Raw genomic sequence first — 19,209 nt, 5'->3', positions numbered from 1 at the left:
TCTTTTGATGTCAATCAGATGACGGCCAGACATGCAGCACCTATACTTTGCGGCCTAATCTCCCGCTGGAGGCGCTATGCCTAACAATCCCTTTCTCAGCCTGTTCGGCCGCTCCCCTATAGGCCCGATGCAGCAGCACATTGCCAAAGCACACGAGTGTGCTGCGCAATTGATGCCTTTTATCGAAGCAGTCATCGCTAATGACTGGACTGCGGCCGAGCGTATTCAACAGCAGATTGCCCAGCTCGAACGGGATGCTGACAAACTCAAGAAGGATGTACGCGTACACCTGCCCAAAAGTCTGTTTCTTCCTGTGCCGCGTTCAGACCTGCTTGAGCTGCTCAGTGTACAGGACAAAGTTGCCAACCGCGCCAAGGATATCGCCGGCCTGATGTTGGGTCGCAAGATGATGATCCCGGTGCCGTTGAATGATGCTTTCAGAGCCTTTGTGCAACGTTCAGTGGATGCCGCAGCCCAAGCACTCACAGCAATGAACGAACTGGACGAGCTGCTGGAAACCGGCTTCTCCGGCCGCGAAGTAACGCTGGTGGAGCGCATGATTGAAGAGCTCGACGCGATCGAGCACGACACCGACAACATGCAGATCAAGCTGCGCGCTGACCTGTACAAACTAGAAAAGGATCTACCTCCGGTAGACGTGATGTTCCTGTATCAGATCATCGAATGGATTGGTGATGTCGCTGACCGCGCCCAGCGCGTAGGCAACCGCCTGGAATTGCTGATGGCCCGCTAAGGGCAAGCCGAACCATGCATCCAACAGAGTACTAAATATGACGCTGATTACAGAGTACGGCACCGTCCTGCTCATTCTGGCCTGCCTCTTCGGTTTTTTCATGGCCTGGGGGGTAGGCGCCAACGACGTGGCTAATGCCATGGGCACTTCGGTCGGTTCCCGCGCGCTGACCATTAAACAGGCGATTCTCATCGCCATGGTTTTCGAATTCCTCGGCGCTTATTTGGCCGGCGGCTCCGTTACCCAAACTATTCGTAGCGGCATTCTTGACGCTGACATGATCAGTCCGGACCAGATGATCTTCGGCATGTTGGCCTCGCTTCTTGCTGCCGGCACCTGGTTGCTAATTGCATCGATCAAAGGCTGGCCGGTATCAACCACTCACTCCATTATTGGCGCCGTCATCGGCTTCGGCGCAGTTGGCGTATCCATGGATGCCGTGCATTGGGGCGGTGTGGTACCCATTGTGTCGAGTTGGGTCATTTCTCCTCTGCTGTCCGGTGTGGTTGCCTTCATGATTTTCATGAGTGTGCACAAGCTGATCCTCAACACCGAAGATCCCTTTGCCAATGCTAAGCGGTACGTGCCTTTCTATATGTTCGCGGTCGGCTTTATCGTCACCATCGTCACTTTGACCAAGGGCCTCAAGCACGTTGGTCTTGAGCTGAGTGGCCTGCAGAGCCTGGGCCTTGCATTGCTGTTCGGCGCAATCGTCTGCGCCGTGGGCGTGTTACTGCTAAAGCGTATCAAACCTGACCCTGTTGCAGATAAGAGCTTCCACTTCGCCAGCGTGGAAAAAGTCTTTGCCATATTGATGATTTTTACCGCCTGCGCCATGGCGTTCGCCCATGGCTCCAATGATGTCGCAAACGCGGTGGGTCCGCTGGCAGCCATTGTTGGCGTACTAAGCTCCGGCGGCGATATTGTCGAGAAGTCAGTGGTTCCCGGCTGGGTACTGTTGCTCGGCGGTGTTGGTATCGTCGTCGGCTTAGCCACCTACGGCTACCGAGTCATGGCGACAATCGGCCAGCACATCACCGAGCTGACACCCAGCCGCGGTTTCGCTGCCGAACTGGCCACTGCGACCACAGTGGTCGGCGCTTCCAGCATCGGCCTGCCAATTTCGACGACCCACACCCTGGTAGGCGCAGTGCTTGGCGTTGGCATGGCGCGAGGCATCGGCGCACTTAACCTGCGAGTAATCGGTACTATCTTCAGCTCGTGGGTGGTCACCCTGCCCGCTGGCGCGGTTCTCGCGATCATCTACTTCTTTATCCTTTCGGCTATTTTCAGCTGACGAATAGCACCCGGCGGCGTAAGCTGAACACTCCTGTTCGCTTACGCCGCCCGGAGTTTCCATGGCTTTGCCCTCGCTAAAAGCGCAATTCGACGCCCTGCTCAAACTACCCTCTATCAGTTGCACCCAAGACGATATGGACCAGTCCAATCTACCGGTAGTGCATCTGCTAGCCAGTTGGCTCGGCGACCTAGGCTTTGCGTGCGAGATTCAGCCGATTCCCGGAGAGCCCGGAAAAGCCAACCTGATCGCGACCCTGGGCAGCGGACCTGGCGGCCTAGTAATGGCCGGCCATACCGATACCGTACCCTGCAATCCCGAGCGTTGGCAGCACGACCCTTTCAAGCTGACCGAGCAGGATGGGCGCTGGTATGGGCTGGGCAGCTGCGACATGAAAGGCTTTTTTCCGCTAATCATCGAAGCCGTACGCGATTATGTTGATCAGCCCTTCAAGCAGCCGCTCATCGTGCTCGCCACCGCCGACGAAGAAAGCTCCATGAGCGGTGCACGTGCGCTGGTTGCCAGTGGCCTGCCAAAAGCACGTCATGCCATCATTGGCGAGCCGACCGGGCTCAAGCCCATTCGTGTGCATAAGGGCATTATGATGGAGCGCATCGACATTACCGGTCAGGCTGGGCACTCGTCGGACCCTGCGCTCGGCAACAATGCGATGGAAGCTATGCACAGCGTCATCAGCGAACTGATGGTGTTGCGCAGCAGTTGGCAGAAGCGCTGGAACAATCCGCTGTTCGGCGTACCGACGCCCACGCTGAACCTGGGCTGCATTCATGGTGGTGACAATCCCAATCGCATCTGCGCCAAATGTGCACTGGAGTTCGACATCCGGCCACTGCCGGGCATGGACCCGGACGCCCTGCGTGCCGACATCCAGACTCGGTTGGACCTCATTGCTGCCGAACGTCAGGTCGAGATTGTCTATGCGCCGCTGTTTCCAGGCGTGCCGCCCATGGAAACGGCGGCCGACGCGCCACTGGTCAAGGCTTGTGAGGCACTCACCGGATATAGCGCCGGCAGCGTCGCGTTTGCCACCGAAGGCCCTTACCTGAACCAAATCGGCATGCAGACGCTGATTCTTGGGCCCGGCGACATCGATCAAGCGCATCAGCCGGACGAGTTTCTGGCCATGGAGAGACTCAATCCAACCGTCGATATACTGCGCGAATTAATCAAACGATTCTGCCTGCAATAACCGATTCAGCGACCAATAACTTGAAGCTTGCTGCGACAGGCCCTTTAATAGCTCTTTTGCATGGAAACCCCGCGAATGCACGACTACGTCAATTGGTTCCGCCACTCGACGCCCTATATCAACCTGCACCGGGATTGCACCTTCGTGCTGATGCTCCCGGGCGAAGGCTTGGCGCACCCTAACTTCAGCAATATCGTCCACGACATCATGCTGCTTAACAGCCTGGATGTGCGCCTGGTATTGGTACACGGTTCGCGCCCACAGATTGAAGAGCGCTTGAATGCTCGCGGCATCACCTCGCGTTATCACAATGATCTGCGCATCACTGATATCGACACGCTGACCTGCGTGACTGAAGCCGTTGGCGCGCTACGTATAGCCATTGAGGCGCAATTGTGCACGCAGCAACAGGGCGCGCGCTTACGGGTAACCGGCGGCAATCTGGTCACTGCCAAACCGATTGGCGTGGTTGACGGCGTCGACTTTCATCACACCGGCGAAGTAAGACGCATTGATCGCAAAGCCATCAGTCGCCATCTGGATGAGCACGACATAGTGTTGCTGTCGAGCCTGGGATACTCCCCCACCGGCGAGGTATTCAACCTCGCTTCTGAGGATGTTGCGACCAGCGTGGCGGCCGCCCTGGGTGCCGATAAACTCATTCTGTTCGGCGAAGATACCGGCATCAAAGATGAGAGTGGCCAATTGTTGCGCGAACTTAAACCGACCCGCGCCGCGCCCTTGCTCAATAGCCTTGGTAATACGATGCCGGGTAACTTGCTGCGCGCCGCTTGCAAAGCCTGCAACGCTGGTGTGCGCCGCTCGCACATCATCAGCTTCGCCGAAGACGGCGCCATGCTCAATGAACTGTTCACCCGCGACGGCGGCGGCACGCTGGTTGCTCAGGAAGCCTTCGAGCAAACCCGCGCAGCCACCATAGAAGACGTTGGCGGCCTGCTAGATCTGCTGCGCCCATTGGAAGATGCCGGCATTCTCGTACGGCGCTCACGCGAAGTACTGGAAACCGAGATCAGCCAATTCGCCTTGGTTGAGCGCGACGGCACTATTATCGGCTGCGCCGCACTGTACCCGCTGGAAGGCTCGACCTCGGCGGAGCTGGCCTGCGTTGCAATCGACCCTAACTACCGGCAGGGTGGTCGTGGCGATCAGTTGCTGCAGCACATCGAGGCGCAAGCGCGTAGCATGAAAATTGATACGCTGTTTGTGCTCACCACCCGCACTGCACACTGGTTCCGCGAACGCGGCTTTGTGCCCAGCAGCGTAGAACGTTTACCGGCCAAACGCGCCGAGCTGTACAACTACCAGAGAAATTCAAAGGTCTTCGAAAAAGCCCTCTGAACCAATCTTGCATCACACCAGCGCCGAGCGGCTGCATGCCGCGCGGCGAATTGGTATGCTTATCCGATTGCAATACACCACGGGATTACTGTCATGCCTGATTACCGCTCAAAAACATCCACCTTTGGCCGCAACATGGCCGGCGCTCGCGCGCTGTGGCGCGCCACCGGCATGAAAGATGAAGACTTCAAGAAGCCGATCATCGCGGTCGCCAACTCCTTCACCCAGTTTGTACCGGGCCACGTGCACCTGAAAGACATGGGCCAACTGGTCGCGCGCGAAATTGAAAAAGCCGGCGGTGTAGCCAAAGAATTCAACACCATCGCGGTCGACGACGGCATCGCTATGGGCCACGACGGCATGCTCTATTCGCTGCCCAGTCGCGAGATCATTGCCGATTCGGTCGAGTATATGGTCAACGCGCATTGCGCCGACGCCATCGTCTGTATCTCCAACTGCGACAAAATTACCCCCGGCATGCTGATGGCCGCACTGCGTCTGAACGTTCCTGTGGTCTTCGTCTCTGGCGGACCTATGGAAGCTGGCAAGACCAAGCTAGCCAGCCACGGTCTGGATCTGGTTGATGCCATGGTGGTCGCTGCAGATGAAAGCAATTCAGATGAAAAAGTCGCCGAATACGAGCGCTCTGCCTGCCCGACCTGCGGCTCCTGCTCCGGCATGTTCACCGCCAATTCAATGAACTGCCTGACCGAGGCGTTGGGCCTGGCTCTGCCGGGTAACGGTTCCATGCTGGCAACCCACAGCGACCGTGAGCAGCTGTTCTTGCGCGCGGGCCGCACCATTGTTGACCTGTGCAAAAAATACTATACCGATGGCGACGACAGCGTGTTGCCGCGAAATATCGCGAATTTCAAAGCATTTGAAAACGCCATGACGCTAGACATTGCCATGGGCGGCTCCACCAATACTATTTTGCACTTGCTGGCATCCGCGCAGGAAGGCGAGATCGAATTCGACCTGCGCGATATCGACCGCCTCTCACGCACAGTGCCTCAACTGTGCAAAGTGGCGCCCAATATCCAGAAGTACCACATGGAAGATGTGCATCGCGCCGGCGGTATTTTCAGCATCCTCGGCTCACTGGCACGCGGTGGTCTGTTGCACACAGACCTGCCGACCGTTCACAGCCCAAGCATGGCAGAAGCAATCGCCAAATGGGATATCACCCAGACCGATGATGAAGCAGTACTCACCTTCTTCAAAGCCGGCCCCGCGGGCATCCCAACGCAAACCGCATTCAGCCAATCTACCCGTTGGGATAGCCTGGATGACGATCGCGAGAACGGCTGTATCCGCAGTGTAGAGCATGCCTACTCGGCCGAGGGCGGCTTGGCTGTGCTCTACGGCAACATCGCGCAGGATGGCTGCGTGGTAAAAACCGCCGGCGTGGATGAGTCCATTCACGTATTCGAAGGTAGCGCCAAGATTTTTGAAAGCCAGGACACTGCCGTAAAAGGCATTCTGGCTGATGAAGTAAAAGCTGGCGATATCGTCATCATTCGCTACGAAGGCCCAAAAGGCGGCCCGGGGATGCAAGAAATGCTTTATCCCACCAGCTATTTGAAATCAAAGGGCTTGGGTAAGGAATGTGCGCTGCTGACCGACGGACGTTTCTCCGGCGGCACGTCGGGCTTGTCCATTGGCCACGCTTCGCCGGAAGCAGCTGCTGGCGGCGCCATTGGCTTGGTCCGCGATGGCGACAAGGTGCTGATCGATATCCCCAATCGCAGCATCAACCTGCTGGTCAGCGATGAAGAGTTATCGCATCGCCGCATTGAGCAGGACAAGCTCGGCTGGAAACCGGTTGAGCACCGCCCTCGCAAAGTGACCACGGCACTGAAGGCTTACGCCTTGCTCGCCACTAGCGCCGACAAAGGCGCCGTGCGCGACAAAGCGATGCTCGACGGCTGATACAGCTAGCACGCCCTAAGGCGCGGTTAGGCTACCCTATCCGCGCCAATATTAAGTCATCTCCGAAATCCTCGCACCAATCCGTCAAGCCGCCGCCACTAAAGGCCTTGTGCCATACCGCCGGTCGGAGATTCAGTCCTTCCGCTACATCAGAATGCTGCCAGTTGTCTGTGATGACGTTAACATCAGAGCGTCATTGAATTGTGCATGGACGAACAAAACCAAAGATGCCTGGCACGGATCAGATTAAAATCACAGTAACCAAACTGCTATTGGTTGAAACCGACCCTGCGAAACGCGAGCAGTTGTTGGAGCTGTGTCATGCACAGACTTCCGCTCCGCTGGATGTTGAAATCTGTACGCGTCCTCGTGAAGCTGTCGCCCGGCTCGCCAAAGGCGATTTCCAGGCCTGCCTGTTACCCAATGACCTCCCTCTTCTGCGCGAAGCGCGCCGCGCCGCTACCAGTACGCTTTATCTGTTGATAAGCGATGGCACCACACCAGAGCAAGACAGCGCCGCGATAGAAGATGGAGCCGACGATGTATTAGCCTACGCCAGCCTGGATGCCGAACAACTGCACCGTGCGCTAATTCACGCCGCGCTGCGGCGCAGTGGCGGCGAGAAGCTGGCGCAGTTGGCGCGCCAGGACCCGCTCACCGGGCTGGGCAATCGCGCACTACTGGAAGACGAGCTGGAGCGCATGATTCTTCGTGGTCAACGCAGCCCCACCGGCTTCGCGCTACTGTATATCGATCTCGACTATTTCAAACAGATCAACGATAGCTTCGGCCACGGCCTCGGCGATTTACTGCTGGCGGTCATTGCCAATCGACTGCGCCGAACCATGCGCCAGGATGATTTGATCGCGCGCATCGGCGGCGACGAGTTTGTCGCGTTGCTAAATGACCTGCATGATCCGAACGACGCCGCGCTGATCGCCAGCAAAATTATTCATACCCTGAGTGAGCCCATTACCCTCAGCGGTCATCACCTTCTCATTTCAGCCAGCATCGGTATTGCCACCTTTCCCACTCACGGCACTACCGCCGCAGAGTTATTGCAGCACGCCGATCAAGCCTTGTACCGAGCCAAAGCGAATGGCCGCAACGCCTACGCTTTTTACAGCCCAGATGAAGAGGCCGAAACAAAGCACAATCTGGATGTGGAGCAAGGTCTGCGGCATGGCCTGCTGGAAGGACAATTCCGCCTGCACTACCAACCCATAGTGGATACCCAGCATGGCGACACGGTCGCCTGGGAAGCCTTACTGCGTTGGCAGCACCCCACCCTAGGCCTGCTCACGCCTGACGCCTTTCTCAAGCTGGCAGAGCACAGCGGGCTCATTCTGCCTATGGGGCATTGGGTGATTGGACAGGCTTTAGAAGCAGTGAGTCAGTGGCAGGACGCTGGGATTGACTGCAGGCTGTCAATTAACCTGAGCGATCGCGAGCTGAAGCAGCCACGCTTTGCTGATCAGCTAAAACAACTACTCATCAAAAGCAAAGTCTCGCCACATCTACTGCAGCTTGAGCTACGCGAAGATGCGCTATTGAAACACGCAGGCCAAGCGGGCAAGTTGTGCAATGCGCTCGCTGCACTCGGAGTCGATATCTGGCTGGATCACTTCGGTTCGGAATACGGCGCTTTCGGCTACCTGAGCCGGCTACCGATCAAGGGCGTGAAGATCAATACCAATGAGCTAAATCCGCAGCGAGACGCGGCACATGCCAGCTACGTACAGAATCTGATCACGCTAACGCGCAGCATGGGCAAGCAAGTGACAGCTAACTATGTGGAAGATGCGCATAGCGCCGACCAGCTCTCAAGTTGGGGTGGCAACTTTCTGCAGGGTTACTGGATCGGTAAACCACGGCCGTTAGATGCCATCATTTCCGGCATCCCCAGCACCTAGCAACCCCTTTAAAGAGCACCCGCTTTGCCACGGCGGGGCCGCTCATCACTTAACCGGCAGGCTTTCGGATCAGGCTACCAACCGTCGATCCAGCACTTGATAGCAATGCGCTGGATAAGCCTCACCTTCGGCTACCGCCCGCTCCTCGCGTAACTCCCACTCTGCATCACTGAACGCTGGAAACCAGGCGTCGCCTTGTGGCTCCAGCTCGACGCGAGTTAGATACAATCGATCCGCCAGCGCAAGGCATTGCTGATAGAGATTGCCGCCGCCAATAATCATGATCTCATCCACCGCATCCAGCTCGGCCTGATGCCGCGCCAGGGTCAGGGCCTGCTCAATGCTATCCACCACCTGCACACCGGGGATACTCAGGTCAGCCTGACGACTGATAACAATATTGCTGCGGCCAGGCAAAGGCCGACCAAGCGAGTCGAACGTCTTGCGGCCCATCACAATCGGCTTGCCCATGGTCGTCGCCTTGAAGTACTTAAGGTCTTCAGGCAGATGCCAGGGCATCTTGTTGTCGCAACCAATCACCCGGTTGCGCCCCATGGCAGCAATCATGGCGACTTTGATGCTTTGCCCAGAGCGACTCATACCGCCACCGGCGCTTTAATATGCGGATGGAATTGGTAGTCTTCCAGCGTGAAATCGTCGAAGGTAAAAGCAAACAGATCCTTGATCTCAGGATTCAGTCGCATGCGCGGCAACGGCAACGGATCACGCGACAATTGCAGGTCAGTCTGCTCAATATGGTTCGCGTACAAGTGGCAGTCGCCGCCCGTCCAAACGAAGTCGCCGGGCGTCAGGTCACAGACCTGTGCCACCATCAATGTCAGCAATGCATAACTGGCAATATTGAAAGGCACGCCCAAAAATATATCCGCCGAGCGCTGATACAGCTGACAGCTCAACTTGCCATCGGCTACGTAGAACTGGAACAGCGCATGGCAGGGCGGCAGAGCCATCTGATCAACCAGCGCTGGGTTCCAGGCGGAGACAATCAATCGACGTGAGTCAGGATTGCTCTTGATCATCTTAATCAGATTACTAATCTGATCAATCGACTCACCGTTAGGCGCTGGCCAGGAACGCCACTGGTAACCGTAAACCGGACCCAGATCACCGTTCTCATCAGCCCAGTCGTCCCAGATGGAAACGCCGTTTTCTTTCAGGTAAGCAATATTGGTATCGCCCTGCAAAAACCAAAGAAGCTCATGCACGATGGACTTGAGATGGCATTTCTTGGTGGTAACCATAGGAAAGCCAGCCGCTAGATCAAAACGCATCTGGTGGCCGAAGACGCTGTAGGTTCCAGTGCCCGTGCGGTCACTTTTATAGGTTCCGGTTTCGCGCACCAAGCGCATCATATCGAGATACTGTTTCATGCGTAGCGCCCCTCACGACGGTAAGCCTGCCCCATCATCAGGGCTCCCAAAAGAATCATCGGAATACACAGCAGCTGACCCATGGTCAGCCAACCGAACGCCAAGTAACCAAGCTGCGCATCCGGTACTCGAACAAACTCAACAGCAAAGCGGAATACGCCGTAACAGATGGCGAATAAGCCGCTGACCGACATCGTCGGGCGAGGCTTGCTGGAGTAGATCCAAAGAATGGTGAAAAGCGCCACCCCCTCCAGCGCAAACTGGTACAGCTGCGACGGATGCCGCGCCAATTGCGCCGGATCGTTAGGGAATACCATAGCCCAAGGTACGTCAGTCGCCTTGCCCCATAGCTCGGAATTAATAAAGTTGCCGATGCGCCCAGTACCCAGGCCAATGGGTACCAGTGGAGCAACAAAGTCCATCAGGCGGAAAAACGGCGCCTTGTTCTTGTAAGAAAACCACAATACTGCCAACAACACACCCAACAGACCGCCGTGGAACGACATTCCGCCCTTCCATATTTCCAGAATGAGCAGCGGATTATTGATATAGGCGGGCAGGTCATAAAACAGCACATAACCGAGGCGCCCCCCGGCAATCACCCCCAGCGCGACCCAGAACACCAAGTCAGAGAGTGTCTCCTTACTCCACTCCGGGAAGTGGTCGGGCAATCGGCGTTTGGCCAGCCACCAGGCTCCGCCGATGCCGATAAGATACATCAGGCCATACCAATGAATCTGTAATGGTCCCAACGAGACAGCAACCGGATCGATATTCGGGTAGGTCAGCATAACGGATCTCTAAACAAGGAAATTGATACCCACGCACAGCAGCAGCAGAGCAAACAGTCGCTTCAAAAGCGTCTGCGATAGGCGATGCGCCAACCGCGCACCAAAACCAGCAAACAGCATACTCGTCGCCGCGATGCCAATCATCGCCGGCAGATAAATATATCCCAGACTCCACTCCGGTAGCGGCGTGGCAGCCCAGCCGGTCCAGATAAAGCTGGCGGCACCAGCAAGCGCTATCGGCATACCGCAAGCCGAAGAAGTCGCCACGGCCTGTTGCATAGGCACGCTGCGCCACACCAGAAAAGGCACCGTCAGCGAACCGCCGCCGATACCAAAAATGGCCGAGGCCCAACCGATGAAAGCGCCCGCCAGGGTCAGTGTTGGTTTCCCAGGCACATCTAGGGCCGCTTTGGGCTGCAGTTTAAAGGCCATCTGCATTGCGACCGCAATAGCAAACACACCGATGACTTTCTGCAGCACGGGCCCGGAAATGTAGGACGCGGTGAGCGCCCCAAACACGCTGCCCACGACAATGCCCAGCGTCATCCAGACAAACAGTGGCCAGCGCACCGCGCCAAGGCGATGGTGCGCGCGCACTGCATTAATTGAGGTAAAAACAATGGTCGCCAGCGAAGTACCCACCGCCATGTGGGTCAACACCTCGGGCGAGAATCCCTGCAGGGCAAAACTGTAGACCAGCACCGGCACTATGATCATGCCGCCGCCAACGCCAAACAGTCCGGCGAGCGTGCCGGCAAAGCCGCCCAGTATCAGATAGATCAGAAATTCCACAACGCCCCCAACTGAAACTAATTCAGATGCACTGCTGGCATCCGGCAAGTGCGCTAGTTTAGCGGAAACACGCCGTCACCATAACCACGCAAAGCCAACAGGATATGTCTCACCCCACTGATTGCGACAACAGGTAGACTGGACAGATTCAACAGGAGAACCGCATGTGTTTGATCGCCTTGGCCTGGCAAGTGGCCGCTGACTACCCACTGACCTTAATCGGCAACCGCGACGAATTCCATCAACGCCCCGCACGCCCAGCGCAGCCCTGGCAGGAAGAAGGCATGCCTGGCCTCTTGGCCGGCAAGGATCTGGAAGCCGGAGGTACCTGGCTCGGCATAACGCGGGGCGGCCGCTTTGCCGCGTTAACCAATATCCGCACGCCCGGTGCCATGCGCGGGCCGCTTTCGCGCGGCAAACTGGTGCTCGACTATTTAGCCACCGATAGCACGCCGGAAGACTATCTCACGCCATTGAGCACGCAGGCTGGCGATTATGCCGGCTTCAACCTGTTGGTCGGCGATCGCAATTCGCTTTGGTATCTTAACAGTCTGGAAGGCAAGCCACGGCCGCTGCCACCGGGCGTGTATGGCCTATCCAATGCAGAGTTGGATTCCGACTGGCCGAAACTAGCCAAGTTACGCGACCAACTGGCAGCGCAGCCGCTGGCACCGACAGAACAACTACTAGCCCTGCTGCATGACGATCATATCTACGCCGATGCGCTGCTACCCAAGACCGGCGTTAACCCGGATCTGGAACGCATGCTGTCAGCTGCTTTTATTCGCGGCAACCAGGATTACGGCACACGCGCCAGCAGCTTACTACGCCTGCATGCCAATAATGACGTTGAGTTGGTGGAGCAGCGCTTCGGCCCATTGGGCGAGGCGGAGGGAGAAAGCCGCTGGCGGCTAGCGGCTGAAATCAGCGCGCCTGCCTGAGCACTTTGCCAAGGCCCATGCGGCGAAGCGCAAGATGCAGGGTACTGAGCACCAGATGCGGGTTGTCGAGCTCAATTACTTCATCCAGCAGCGCTTTGGCATCGCTCATGCTGATCTGGCGTAACAGCCATTTCACTTTGGGCAGGTTGGTCGCATTCATCGACAACACATCGCAGCCCATCGCCATCAGCAGTACCGCAGCCGCCGGATCACCGGCCATCTCGCCGCAAACACTCATCGGCTTGCCGGCTTCACGGCACGCCGTAGCAACCTTGATCAGCGCCTGTAGTACCGCCGGATGCAGTGAATGATACAGATCTGCTACGCGCGGATTATTACGATCCACCGCGAGTAAATATTGGGTCAAATCGTTGGTGCCCACCGACAAAAAGTCGACCATTTGAATCAATTCACGCGCCTGATACACCGCTGCCGGTATCTCGATCATCACGCCGACCGGTGGCATGGGTACGTCAAAACCCTCATCCAGCACTTCACTGTAGGCACGGTGAATCAGGTGCAATGCCTCTTCGACCTCATACAAGCTGCTAATCATGGGCAGCATAATGCGCAGATTGTTCAAGCCTTGGCTGGCTTTGAGCATGGCACGCGTCTGCACCAGAAAGATTTCCGGGTGATCCAGCGTTACCCGAATGCCCCGCCAGCCAAGGAAAGGATTGTCTTCCTTGATCGGGAAATAGGTCAGCGCCTTATCACCGCCAATATCCAGCGAACGCATGGTTACCGGCAGCGGATGGAAGGCTTCCAACTGCTCGCGATAGGTCGCTTGCTGTTCTTTCTCGCTGGGAAAGCGATCCTGAATCATAAACGGCACTTCGGTGCGGTACAGACCCACACCCTCAGCGCCGCGATCCAAGGAACGCGCTACATCCGCCAACAAGCCGGTATTTACCAGCAGCGGCATGCGATGGCCGTCCAGCGTAACGCAGGGCAGATCGCGCAGTTTTTCCAGCCCCTGAACCAGCTCACGCTCTTCGCGCACCAGTTCAAGATATTGCGTGCTCAGCCCCGCCGACGGGTTGATATAAACTTCGCCGCGATTGCCATCAACGATCAGCCCAAGACCATCCACTCGGGTATAAGGCAGATCGACCGCGCCCATCACCGTAGGAATGCCCATAGCCCGGGCCAAAATAGCAACGTGCGAGCTGCCGGAACCCAGCACAGAAACCAGGCCCACCAGTTTTTCTTTGGGTACCAGTCCGAGCATAACCGGCGATAATTCTTCGCTGATCAAAATGGTGTGCTCGGGAAATACCAGTTCCTGCTGCCCGACCGCCTGCAGATAGGCAAGTATGCGGCGCCCGAGGTCTTTCACGTCAGCGGCTCGTTCGCGCAGGTAAGGATCATCCATCAGCTCGAAACGGCCAACATGCGCACTGACCACCTCACGCAGAGCGCCTTGCGCCCACTGCCCGGCACGGATGGCTTTGGTCACTTCGTTGCCTAAGGCTGCGTCATCCAACATCATCATGTAGACGTCGAAGAGCGCCAGCTCTTCCGGGCGCAGCTGGCTGGACAGTTTGGCTGACAACGCTTGCATGTCCGCACGCACGCCGTCCAGCGCACCCCGAAACAGACGAACTTCTGCTTCAATGTCTTTGGCCGGCTTATCTGGCACCGCCTTCAAGTCAGCCGGTGGCAGAATGACGACTGCATGGCCGATGGCCACACCAGGAGCACCGGCCACGCCGGTGAAGCGCGTATCTTGCACAACCTCGTCGCCCCAGCCCAAACCACCAATGGCACCGGTCGCCTCTGCGTGGGCAATAACGCCCGACAACTGGGCACTCATGGTGACCAAAAACGCTTCTTCGCCCTCGTCAAACTGGCGTCGTTCTTTTTGCTGAATGACCAGCACGCCCATCACGCGGCGGTGGTGAATGATCGGCACACCGAGGAAGGAGGCGTAACGCTCTTCACCCGTTTCGGCAAAATAGCGGAAGCGTGGGTGCGCTGCGGCGTCTTCAAGATTAACCGGCTCCTCGCGAGTGCCCACGTAACCGATCAAGCCCTCGTTAGTGGCCAGGGAAACAGCGCGCACCGAGTCCTTGTTCAGGCCTTCGGTGGCCATCAACACATAGCGGCCGATATCGGGATTCAGCAGATATACCGAGCAGACCTCGGTACCCATGGCTTCGCGTACACGCTGCACGATAATGTCCAGAGCCGCTGCCAGATCTCTAGCAGAGTTGACCTCTTGAACAATTCGACGCAGCGTATTGAGCATATTTAACAACCTGGAAGAGTCGTGAGAAGGCGCGGCGCCAGCTCTTTCATAGCGCGCCGGTAAACATCACGTTTAAATGGAACCACCTGCCCCAGAGGATACCAATAACTGACCCAGCGCCAGCCATCGAATTCCGGTTTTGCGGTCTTGGTCATGCAAACGCGCTGCTCTTCGGCGGTAAGCCGCAGCAGGAACCACTTTTGTTTCTGGCCGACGCAAATCGGCTGCGAGTGATTACGGATCAAACGCTGAGGCAAACGGTAACGCAACCAGCCACGGGTGCAGGCAAGAATTTCGACATCTTCCGGCAGCAGGCCAACTTCTTCATGTAATTCGCGATACAGCGCCTGCTCGGGGCTTTCATTATGATGAATGCCGCCCTGTGGAAACTGCCAGGAATCCTGCCCGATACGCCTGGCCCAAAGCACCTGCCCCAACTCATTGGTCAGGATAATGCCAACATTGGGTCTGAAACCATCGGGGTCAATCACAGCCAGTATCCTTCTTTTATATCTCCTGCATTGTTCCACAAAGAAGCCTGAGGCAGCAATTGCAGAAACCGGCAATCCTGCAATAGCGCTCCAGCAGCGCATTTATACCGCCAGTGCATTATCCTAGTGGCTGCTTTTTCAACCAAAATCCGATTTCCAGGAGTTTACTTTGAGCCTTGCCATTTTTGACCTCGACAACACCCTGCTCGGTGGCGACAGCGATCACGCCTGGGGTGAGTTCATTGTTGCTCAGCGTATTGTCGACCCTGAGGCCTATCAGGCCCAAAACGACACTTTCTTCAATGAGTATCTTGCCGGCAAGCTGGATATCCAGGTTTACCTGAACTTCTGCCTACAGTTGCTCGGCGAGCATGAGCCCACCCAACTAGATGCCTGGCATCAGCAGTTCATGGCTGAGAAAATCATGCCCATCATGCTGCCCAAAGCCCTGGCTCTGATCGAGAAGCACCGCGCCGCCGGCGACACGCTGATGATCATCACCGCGACCAACCGCTTCATCACTGCGCCGATTGCTCGTGCACTGAACATCGATATTCTACTGGCCACCGAGTGCGAGCGTGACAACGACCGCTATACCGGACGCACCACCGATGTAGCCTGCTTTCGCGATGGCAAGGTGACTCGTCTACAGCGCTGGTTAATGGAAAATAATCGTACGCTGCCGGGGAGCTACTTCTACAGCGACTCACATAACGACCTGCCGCTACTGAGCATGGTTGATCACCCGGTCGCAGTCGACCCGGACGACACACTCAAGACCCATGCGCAGCAGCAAGGCTGGCCGGTTATCAGCTTGCGCTGAACCTGATATTGGAAGGGTCAATAGCCTGGGCAGCTATTAGCGACCCAGGCGACTTCAAGCACTCAAGGTCAGACTGGCAGCACGCGGCAGAAAAGTGCCTTGATATAAGCCGTTTCTGGAATAGCGGGATGCAGTGGATGATCCGCACCCTGATAGCCGCGTTCGGTAATCACCAGGTTGCGATCCAAATGGCGACTGGCGCCTAGCAGCGCTTCTTTCAACTTGTCTTCTTCCAAGTGCATGGAGCAAGAGGCTGACACCAGGATGCCGTCCTTGTTGAGCAGGCGCATGGCTTGTTCGTTTAAACGGCGATAAGCCGCTTCACCGTTGCGCATGTCCTTGCGCTTCTTGATGAACGCCGGCGGATCAGCGATGACCACGTCAAAGCGCTCACCGGCATTTTTTAGCTCCTTCAGCGCCGTCATCACGTCGCCTTCAACCACCAGCATCTTCTCAGCCACACCGTTCAATTCCGCATTGGCCTCCACGCGGTCCAACGCTGACGCCGAGCTGTCTACACACATGACTTCACTGGCGCCAAACGCCGCAGCCTGCACACCCCAGCCGCCAATGTAGCTGTACAGGTCCAGCACACGCTTGCCGGCTACGTAAGGCGCCAGCCGTGCACGGTTATTGCGGTGATCATAGAACCAGCCGGTTTTCTGGCCGTTACGGACCGGCGCCTGGAATGCGACGCCGTTTTCTTCCAACGCTACCAGTTCCGGCATAGTGCCGAAGGCGTCTTCTACATAAGAGGGCAAATCTTCCAGCTTGCGCGCGCCACTGTCGTTCTTGAACAGCACGGCTTGCGGCTTGAACACCTGCACCAGGGCAGCAACGATATCGTCACGCACGCGCTCCATACCCGGCGTGCCAATCTGTACGACGAAGTAATCACCAAAACGATCTACGACCAAACCCGGCAGCAAATCGGACTCACCGTAGACCAAACGATAGAAAGGCTTATCGAACAGGCGTTCACGCAGGCTCAGCGCTACCTTGATGCGATGCACCAACAACGACTTATCCAGTATGTGACTGGTATCGCGGCTGTGCATACGCGCGCAAATCAGATTATTTGGGCTAACGCAGACCAGGCCGAGCGGCTTGCCTGTCGCGGTTTCCAGCTGCACTTCCTGGCCAGCATGCAGCTCGGTCAGTGGTGTCTGGGCGGTATCCACCTCGTTACTGAAGACCCACAGATGGCCTCCGCGAATGCGTCTGTCCGAATTATGTTTGAGACGCAGGCTTGGCAGTGTCATGGGGTACTCCGATAAGATTCAGCTGAAAATGTCGCTAGCGGGCAATTATACAGGGTGCCAAGCGCGCTAGTCTCCGGCTAAACTCGACAGTTAGACCCTTGAGACAGTAACGGATCGCAAAACCATGACCCTGGACCTTACGGATGAGCAAATAGCCCGCGCCCTGCAAGGCATCAGTGTGCCCCCGCAGCCGCAGATCATGGTTGACCTGCAAATGGAACAGGTCATGCCAGACCCCGACCTCAAGACCATTGCCCGCCTGATCAGCCAAGATCCCGGTCTTGCCGGCAGTCTGTTAAAGATCGTTAACTCGGCCTTCTTCGGCTTGGCCAACCGGATTACTTCGATCCAGCAGGCAGTCAATCTGCTTGGCGTCAGCCGGGTGATCAATATCGTCAACGCGCAATCCATTCGCGGCGAGCTGACCGATGAGAATATCGTCAACCTCAACCGCTTCTGGGATAGCGCGCAAGACGTCGCCATGACCTGCATGACGCTAGCCAAGCGCATCGGCTGCGTCGAGCCAGATGAAGCCTACGCGCTGGGGCTGTTCCACAATTGCGGTATACCCCTGATGCTGAGCCGCTTCCCCTACTACATCGAAGTCATGGAAGACTCTTACGCGCAAGATCAGGCGCGCATTGTTGATGTGGAAAATCAGCGCATGAACACCAATCACGCGGTGATTGGCTACTACACCGCAAAATCCTGGCTACTGCCTGGCCACCTGTGCGAAGCCATCGCCAGCCATCACAACGCTCAACAGCTGTTTCTTGCCCCTGGCAGCAACGATGCGGTGCAGAAGAACCTGCTGGCCATCCTTAAAATGGCTGAGCACATCTGTCAGGCTTACCGGGTGCTCGGTAACCAGAAGATCGATCATGAATGGAATGCTGTTGGCACAGCCATTCTCGAATACGTTGGCCTGTCTGAATACGATTTTGAGAATCTAGAGGCTGTTTGCCAGGAACTGACCGCAACCGGCGAAGGTCGCTACTATCAAGACTGATAATGCCCAAGACTGATTCAACCGCCGGAACGTCCGTTAGCCGTCGTTGAAATACGCCTATCCACAGGAGCTACCCATGACTACCCCACTCGTAATCACCGTAATGTCCGCCGACAAACCCGGCTTGGTAGAAAGCCTAGCGCAAGCCATCAGCCGTCACGGCGGCAATTGGCTGGAAAGCCGCATGGCACGTATGGCTGGCCAGTTCGCCGGAATTTTGCGAGTCGATATTGCCAGCGACCAGGTTGAAGCCTTGCGGATCGACCTTGATGGCCTGACCCACCTGGGTATCAATGTGCAAGTGGCGATCAGCGGCTTGGCCGACGCACCAGAGCAACACTCCCTGCTCCTCAACCTGGTCGGCAACGACCGGCCGGGCATCATGCATGAGGTATCGCAAGTGCTGGCGAGTCATGGAGTGAACGTCGAATCGCTGGAGACTGAGTGCGTGCCTGCCCCCATGAGCGCTGACTTGCTGTTCAAAGCAGAAGCTCAGCTTGGCGTGTATCCGCAAACTGATTTGGATGCCCTGCGCGATGCGCTGGAAAATCTCGCCGACGACCTTATGGTTGAGCTGCAAGAGCTGCCGACGGTTTAAACGTCTGAACCAGTATTAACAGCGGCCTGCAGAGGCACGGCAGGCCGCGCCCCGTATCAAGCCGCTATAAGATTTAGTGCTTGCCCAGCCTCTTCTCGGTAAACAAATACTCACGCAGCTGTTCATCGAAAATAGGGTCACGCCGCCGAATCCACTCAATCGTCATGGCTGCGTGTTCTTTTTCTTCGTCCCGGTTGTGAATCAGCACTGCTTTCAACTCTTCATCTTTGCAGGCATCAACGCGCTGGTTGTACCAGTCAACCGCCTCGAGTTCTTCCATCAGCGAGACGACTGCTCGGTGCATATCGCGGGTCTCATCGCTCAGTTCAGCGACGGGTTCATGGTAGCCTTCATGCGACATATCGATCCCTCCTCAGGGCACTGCATTTAGATTG

The 19,209-nt window shown here is 56.7% G+C and carries 18 protein-coding genes; 10 read left to right on the top strand and 8 right to left on the bottom strand.

The genetic code is table 11. The features are described 5' to 3' along the window. Window positions 1–76 precede the first annotated feature (76 nt). From AC1XYH_RS01515 to AC1XYH_RS01490, 6 genes are all read left to right on the top strand, one after another. A complete protein-coding gene (locus tag AC1XYH_RS01515; protein WP_483324912.1) occupies window positions 77–754 on the top strand; it encodes a TIGR00153 family protein in 678 nt (225 codons plus the stop codon). Window positions 755–791: 37 nt separating this feature from the next. After that, on the top strand, window positions 792–2,051 hold the full coding sequence (locus AC1XYH_RS01510; RefSeq protein WP_483324911.1) for an inorganic phosphate transporter: 1,260 nt from the start codon (window positions 792–794) through the stop codon (window positions 2,049–2,051). A gap of 61 nt (window positions 2,052–2,112) precedes the next feature. Next, complete coding sequence (gene argE / locus AC1XYH_RS01505) at window positions 2,113–3,261, top strand: acetylornithine deacetylase (RefSeq protein ID WP_483324910.1); 1,149 nt, start codon at window positions 2,113–2,115, stop codon at window positions 3,259–3,261. A 75-nt stretch (window positions 3,262–3,336) separates the two neighbouring features. Next, window positions 3,337–4,620 (top strand): amino-acid N-acetyltransferase, encoded by a 1,284-nt coding sequence (gene argA, locus AC1XYH_RS01500; RefSeq protein WP_483324909.1) that lies wholly within the window; start codon window positions 3,337–3,339, stop codon window positions 4,618–4,620. A gap of 93 nt (window positions 4,621–4,713) precedes the next feature. Then, window positions 4,714–6,552, top strand: a complete 1,839-nt coding sequence (gene ilvD / locus AC1XYH_RS01495; RefSeq protein ID WP_483324908.1) for a dihydroxy-acid dehydratase — start codon at window positions 4,714–4,716, stop codon at window positions 6,550–6,552. A gap of 227 nt (window positions 6,553–6,779) precedes the next feature. Next, complete coding sequence (locus AC1XYH_RS01490) at window positions 6,780–8,465, top strand: putative bifunctional diguanylate cyclase/phosphodiesterase (RefSeq protein ID WP_483324907.1); 1,686 nt, start codon at window positions 6,780–6,782, stop codon at window positions 8,463–8,465. A 69-nt stretch (window positions 8,466–8,534) separates the two neighbouring features. On the opposite strand, the gene AC1XYH_RS01485 is transcribed toward AC1XYH_RS01490, so the two are convergent. Genes AC1XYH_RS01485 through AC1XYH_RS01470 form a run of 4 tightly spaced genes read right to left on the bottom strand, consistent with a single transcriptional unit; the run spans window position 8,535 to window position 11,439 of the window. Beyond that, the gene (locus tag AC1XYH_RS01485; RefSeq protein WP_483324906.1) at window positions 8,535–9,065 is read right to left on the bottom strand and encodes a dihydrofolate reductase; all 531 of its coding nucleotides are present in this window, start codon (window positions 9,063–9,065) and stop codon (window positions 8,535–8,537) included. After that, a complete protein-coding gene (locus AC1XYH_RS01480) occupies window positions 9,062–9,856 on the bottom strand; it encodes a thymidylate synthase (protein ID WP_483324905.1) in 795 nt (264 codons plus the stop codon). Before AC1XYH_RS01480 ends, AC1XYH_RS01485 begins: the two co-directional genes overlap by 4 nt. Continuing rightward, a complete protein-coding gene (gene lgt, locus AC1XYH_RS01475) occupies window positions 9,853–10,647 on the bottom strand; it encodes a prolipoprotein diacylglyceryl transferase (RefSeq protein WP_483324904.1) in 795 nt (264 codons plus the stop codon). Before lgt ends, AC1XYH_RS01480 begins: the two co-directional genes overlap by 4 nt. Window positions 10,648–10,656: 9 nt before the next feature. Next, window positions 10,657–11,439: a sulfite exporter TauE/SafE family protein gene (locus tag AC1XYH_RS01470; RefSeq protein WP_483324903.1), complete on the bottom strand. Its 783-nt coding sequence runs from the start codon at window positions 11,437–11,439 to the stop codon at window positions 10,657–10,659. 164 nt (window positions 11,440–11,603) lie between these two features. Here AC1XYH_RS01470 and AC1XYH_RS01465 point away from each other — a divergent pair, with 164 nt between their 5' ends. Further along, window positions 11,604–12,380, top strand: a complete 777-nt coding sequence (locus AC1XYH_RS01465; RefSeq protein WP_483324902.1) for an NRDE family protein — start codon at window positions 11,604–11,606, stop codon at window positions 12,378–12,380. Here AC1XYH_RS01465 and ptsP read toward each other — a convergent pair. Together ptsP and rppH are read right to left on the bottom strand one after the other, a co-directional pair. Continuing rightward, window positions 12,364–14,631, bottom strand: a complete 2,268-nt coding sequence (gene ptsP / locus AC1XYH_RS01460) for a phosphoenolpyruvate--protein phosphotransferase (protein ID WP_483324901.1) — start codon at window positions 14,629–14,631, stop codon at window positions 12,364–12,366. The genes AC1XYH_RS01465 and ptsP overlap by 17 nt on opposite strands. 2 nt (window positions 14,632–14,633) lie before the next feature. Then, entirely contained in the window at window positions 14,634–15,122 is a 489-nt protein-coding gene (gene rppH / locus AC1XYH_RS01455; protein WP_483326275.1) for an RNA pyrophosphohydrolase, read from the bottom strand. A 169-nt stretch (window positions 15,123–15,291) separates the two neighbouring features. Here rppH and AC1XYH_RS01450 point away from each other — a divergent pair, with 169 nt between their 5' ends. Beyond that, a complete protein-coding gene (locus AC1XYH_RS01450) occupies window positions 15,292–15,945 on the top strand; it encodes a histidinol-phosphatase (RefSeq protein ID WP_483324900.1) in 654 nt (217 codons plus the stop codon). A gap of 68 nt (window positions 15,946–16,013) precedes the next feature. Here AC1XYH_RS01450 and AC1XYH_RS01445 read toward each other — a convergent pair whose 3' ends face one another. Continuing rightward, window positions 16,014–17,207 (bottom strand): class I SAM-dependent rRNA methyltransferase, encoded by a 1,194-nt coding sequence (locus AC1XYH_RS01445; RefSeq protein ID WP_483324899.1) that lies wholly within the window; start codon window positions 17,205–17,207, stop codon window positions 16,014–16,016. Between the two features lie 124 nt (window positions 17,208–17,331). Here AC1XYH_RS01445 and AC1XYH_RS01440 point away from each other — a divergent pair, with 124 nt between their 5' ends. Further along, window positions 17,332–18,216 carry an HDOD domain-containing protein gene (locus AC1XYH_RS01440; protein ID WP_483324898.1) on the top strand — a complete coding sequence of 295 codons (885 nt, stop codon included), beginning with the start codon at window positions 17,332–17,334 and terminating at the stop codon, window positions 18,214–18,216. 76 nt (window positions 18,217–18,292) lie between these two features. Continuing rightward, window positions 18,293–18,814, top strand: coding sequence for a glycine cleavage system transcriptional repressor (locus AC1XYH_RS01435; RefSeq protein ID WP_483324897.1), 522 nt, complete (start codon window positions 18,293–18,295; stop codon window positions 18,812–18,814). Window positions 18,815–18,887: 73 nt separating this feature from the next. Here the strand turns inward: AC1XYH_RS01435 and AC1XYH_RS01430 are convergent, their stop codons facing one another. Continuing rightward, window positions 18,888–19,175 (bottom strand): encapsulin-associated ferritin-like protein, encoded by a 288-nt coding sequence (locus AC1XYH_RS01430; RefSeq protein ID WP_483324896.1) that lies wholly within the window; start codon window positions 19,173–19,175, stop codon window positions 18,888–18,890. Between the last annotated feature and the right edge of the window lie 34 nt (window positions 19,176–19,209).

This window comes from Pseudomonas sp. GW-45 (genome assembly GCF_056896675.1).
The sequence above is the reverse complement of the archived record's forward strand: the minus strand, read 5'-3'. Positions and strand labels throughout refer to the sequence as shown.

Bases quoted from the DNA above. Each gene is read 5' to 3' on its own strand.
- AC1XYH_RS01430 (WP_483324896.1), bottom strand. From the start codon at position 19,175: ATGTCGCATGAAGGCTACCATGAACCCGTCGCTGAACTGAGCGATGAG.
- argE (WP_483324910.1), top strand. From the start codon at position 2,113: ATGGCTTTGCCCTCGCTAAAAGCGCAATTCGACGCCCTGCTCAAACTA.
- AC1XYH_RS01465 (WP_483324902.1), top strand. From the start codon at position 11,604: ATGTGTTTGATCGCCTTGGCCTGGCAAGTGGCCGCTGACTACCCACTG.
- lgt (WP_483324904.1), bottom strand. From the start codon at position 10,647: ATGCTGACCTACCCGAATATCGATCCGGTTGCTGTCTCGTTGGGACCA.
- AC1XYH_RS01485 (WP_483324906.1), bottom strand. From the start codon at position 9,065: ATGAGTCGCTCTGGGCAAAGCATCAAAGTCGCCATGATTGCTGCCATG.
- ptsP (WP_483324901.1), bottom strand. From the start codon at position 14,631: ATGCTCAATACGCTGCGTCGAATTGTTCAAGAGGTCAACTCTGCTAGA.
- ilvD (WP_483324908.1), top strand. From the start codon at position 4,714: ATGCCTGATTACCGCTCAAAAACATCCACCTTTGGCCGCAACATGGCC.
- AC1XYH_RS01510 (WP_483324911.1), top strand. From the start codon at position 792: ATGACGCTGATTACAGAGTACGGCACCGTCCTGCTCATTCTGGCCTGC.
- AC1XYH_RS01435 (WP_483324897.1), top strand. From the start codon at position 18,293: ATGACTACCCCACTCGTAATCACCGTAATGTCCGCCGACAAACCCGGC.
- AC1XYH_RS01480 (WP_483324905.1), bottom strand. From the start codon at position 9,856: ATGAAACAGTATCTCGATATGATGCGCTTGGTGCGCGAAACCGGAACC.
- AC1XYH_RS01440 (WP_483324898.1), top strand. From the start codon at position 17,332: ATGACCCTGGACCTTACGGATGAGCAAATAGCCCGCGCCCTGCAAGGC.
- AC1XYH_RS01490 (WP_483324907.1), top strand. From the start codon at position 6,780: ATGCCTGGCACGGATCAGATTAAAATCACAGTAACCAAACTGCTATTG.
- AC1XYH_RS01445 (WP_483324899.1), bottom strand. From the start codon at position 17,207: ATGACACTGCCAAGCCTGCGTCTCAAACATAATTCGGACAGACGCATT.
- AC1XYH_RS01515 (WP_483324912.1), top strand. From the start codon at position 77: ATGCCTAACAATCCCTTTCTCAGCCTGTTCGGCCGCTCCCCTATAGGC.
- argA (WP_483324909.1), top strand. From the start codon at position 3,337: ATGCACGACTACGTCAATTGGTTCCGCCACTCGACGCCCTATATCAAC.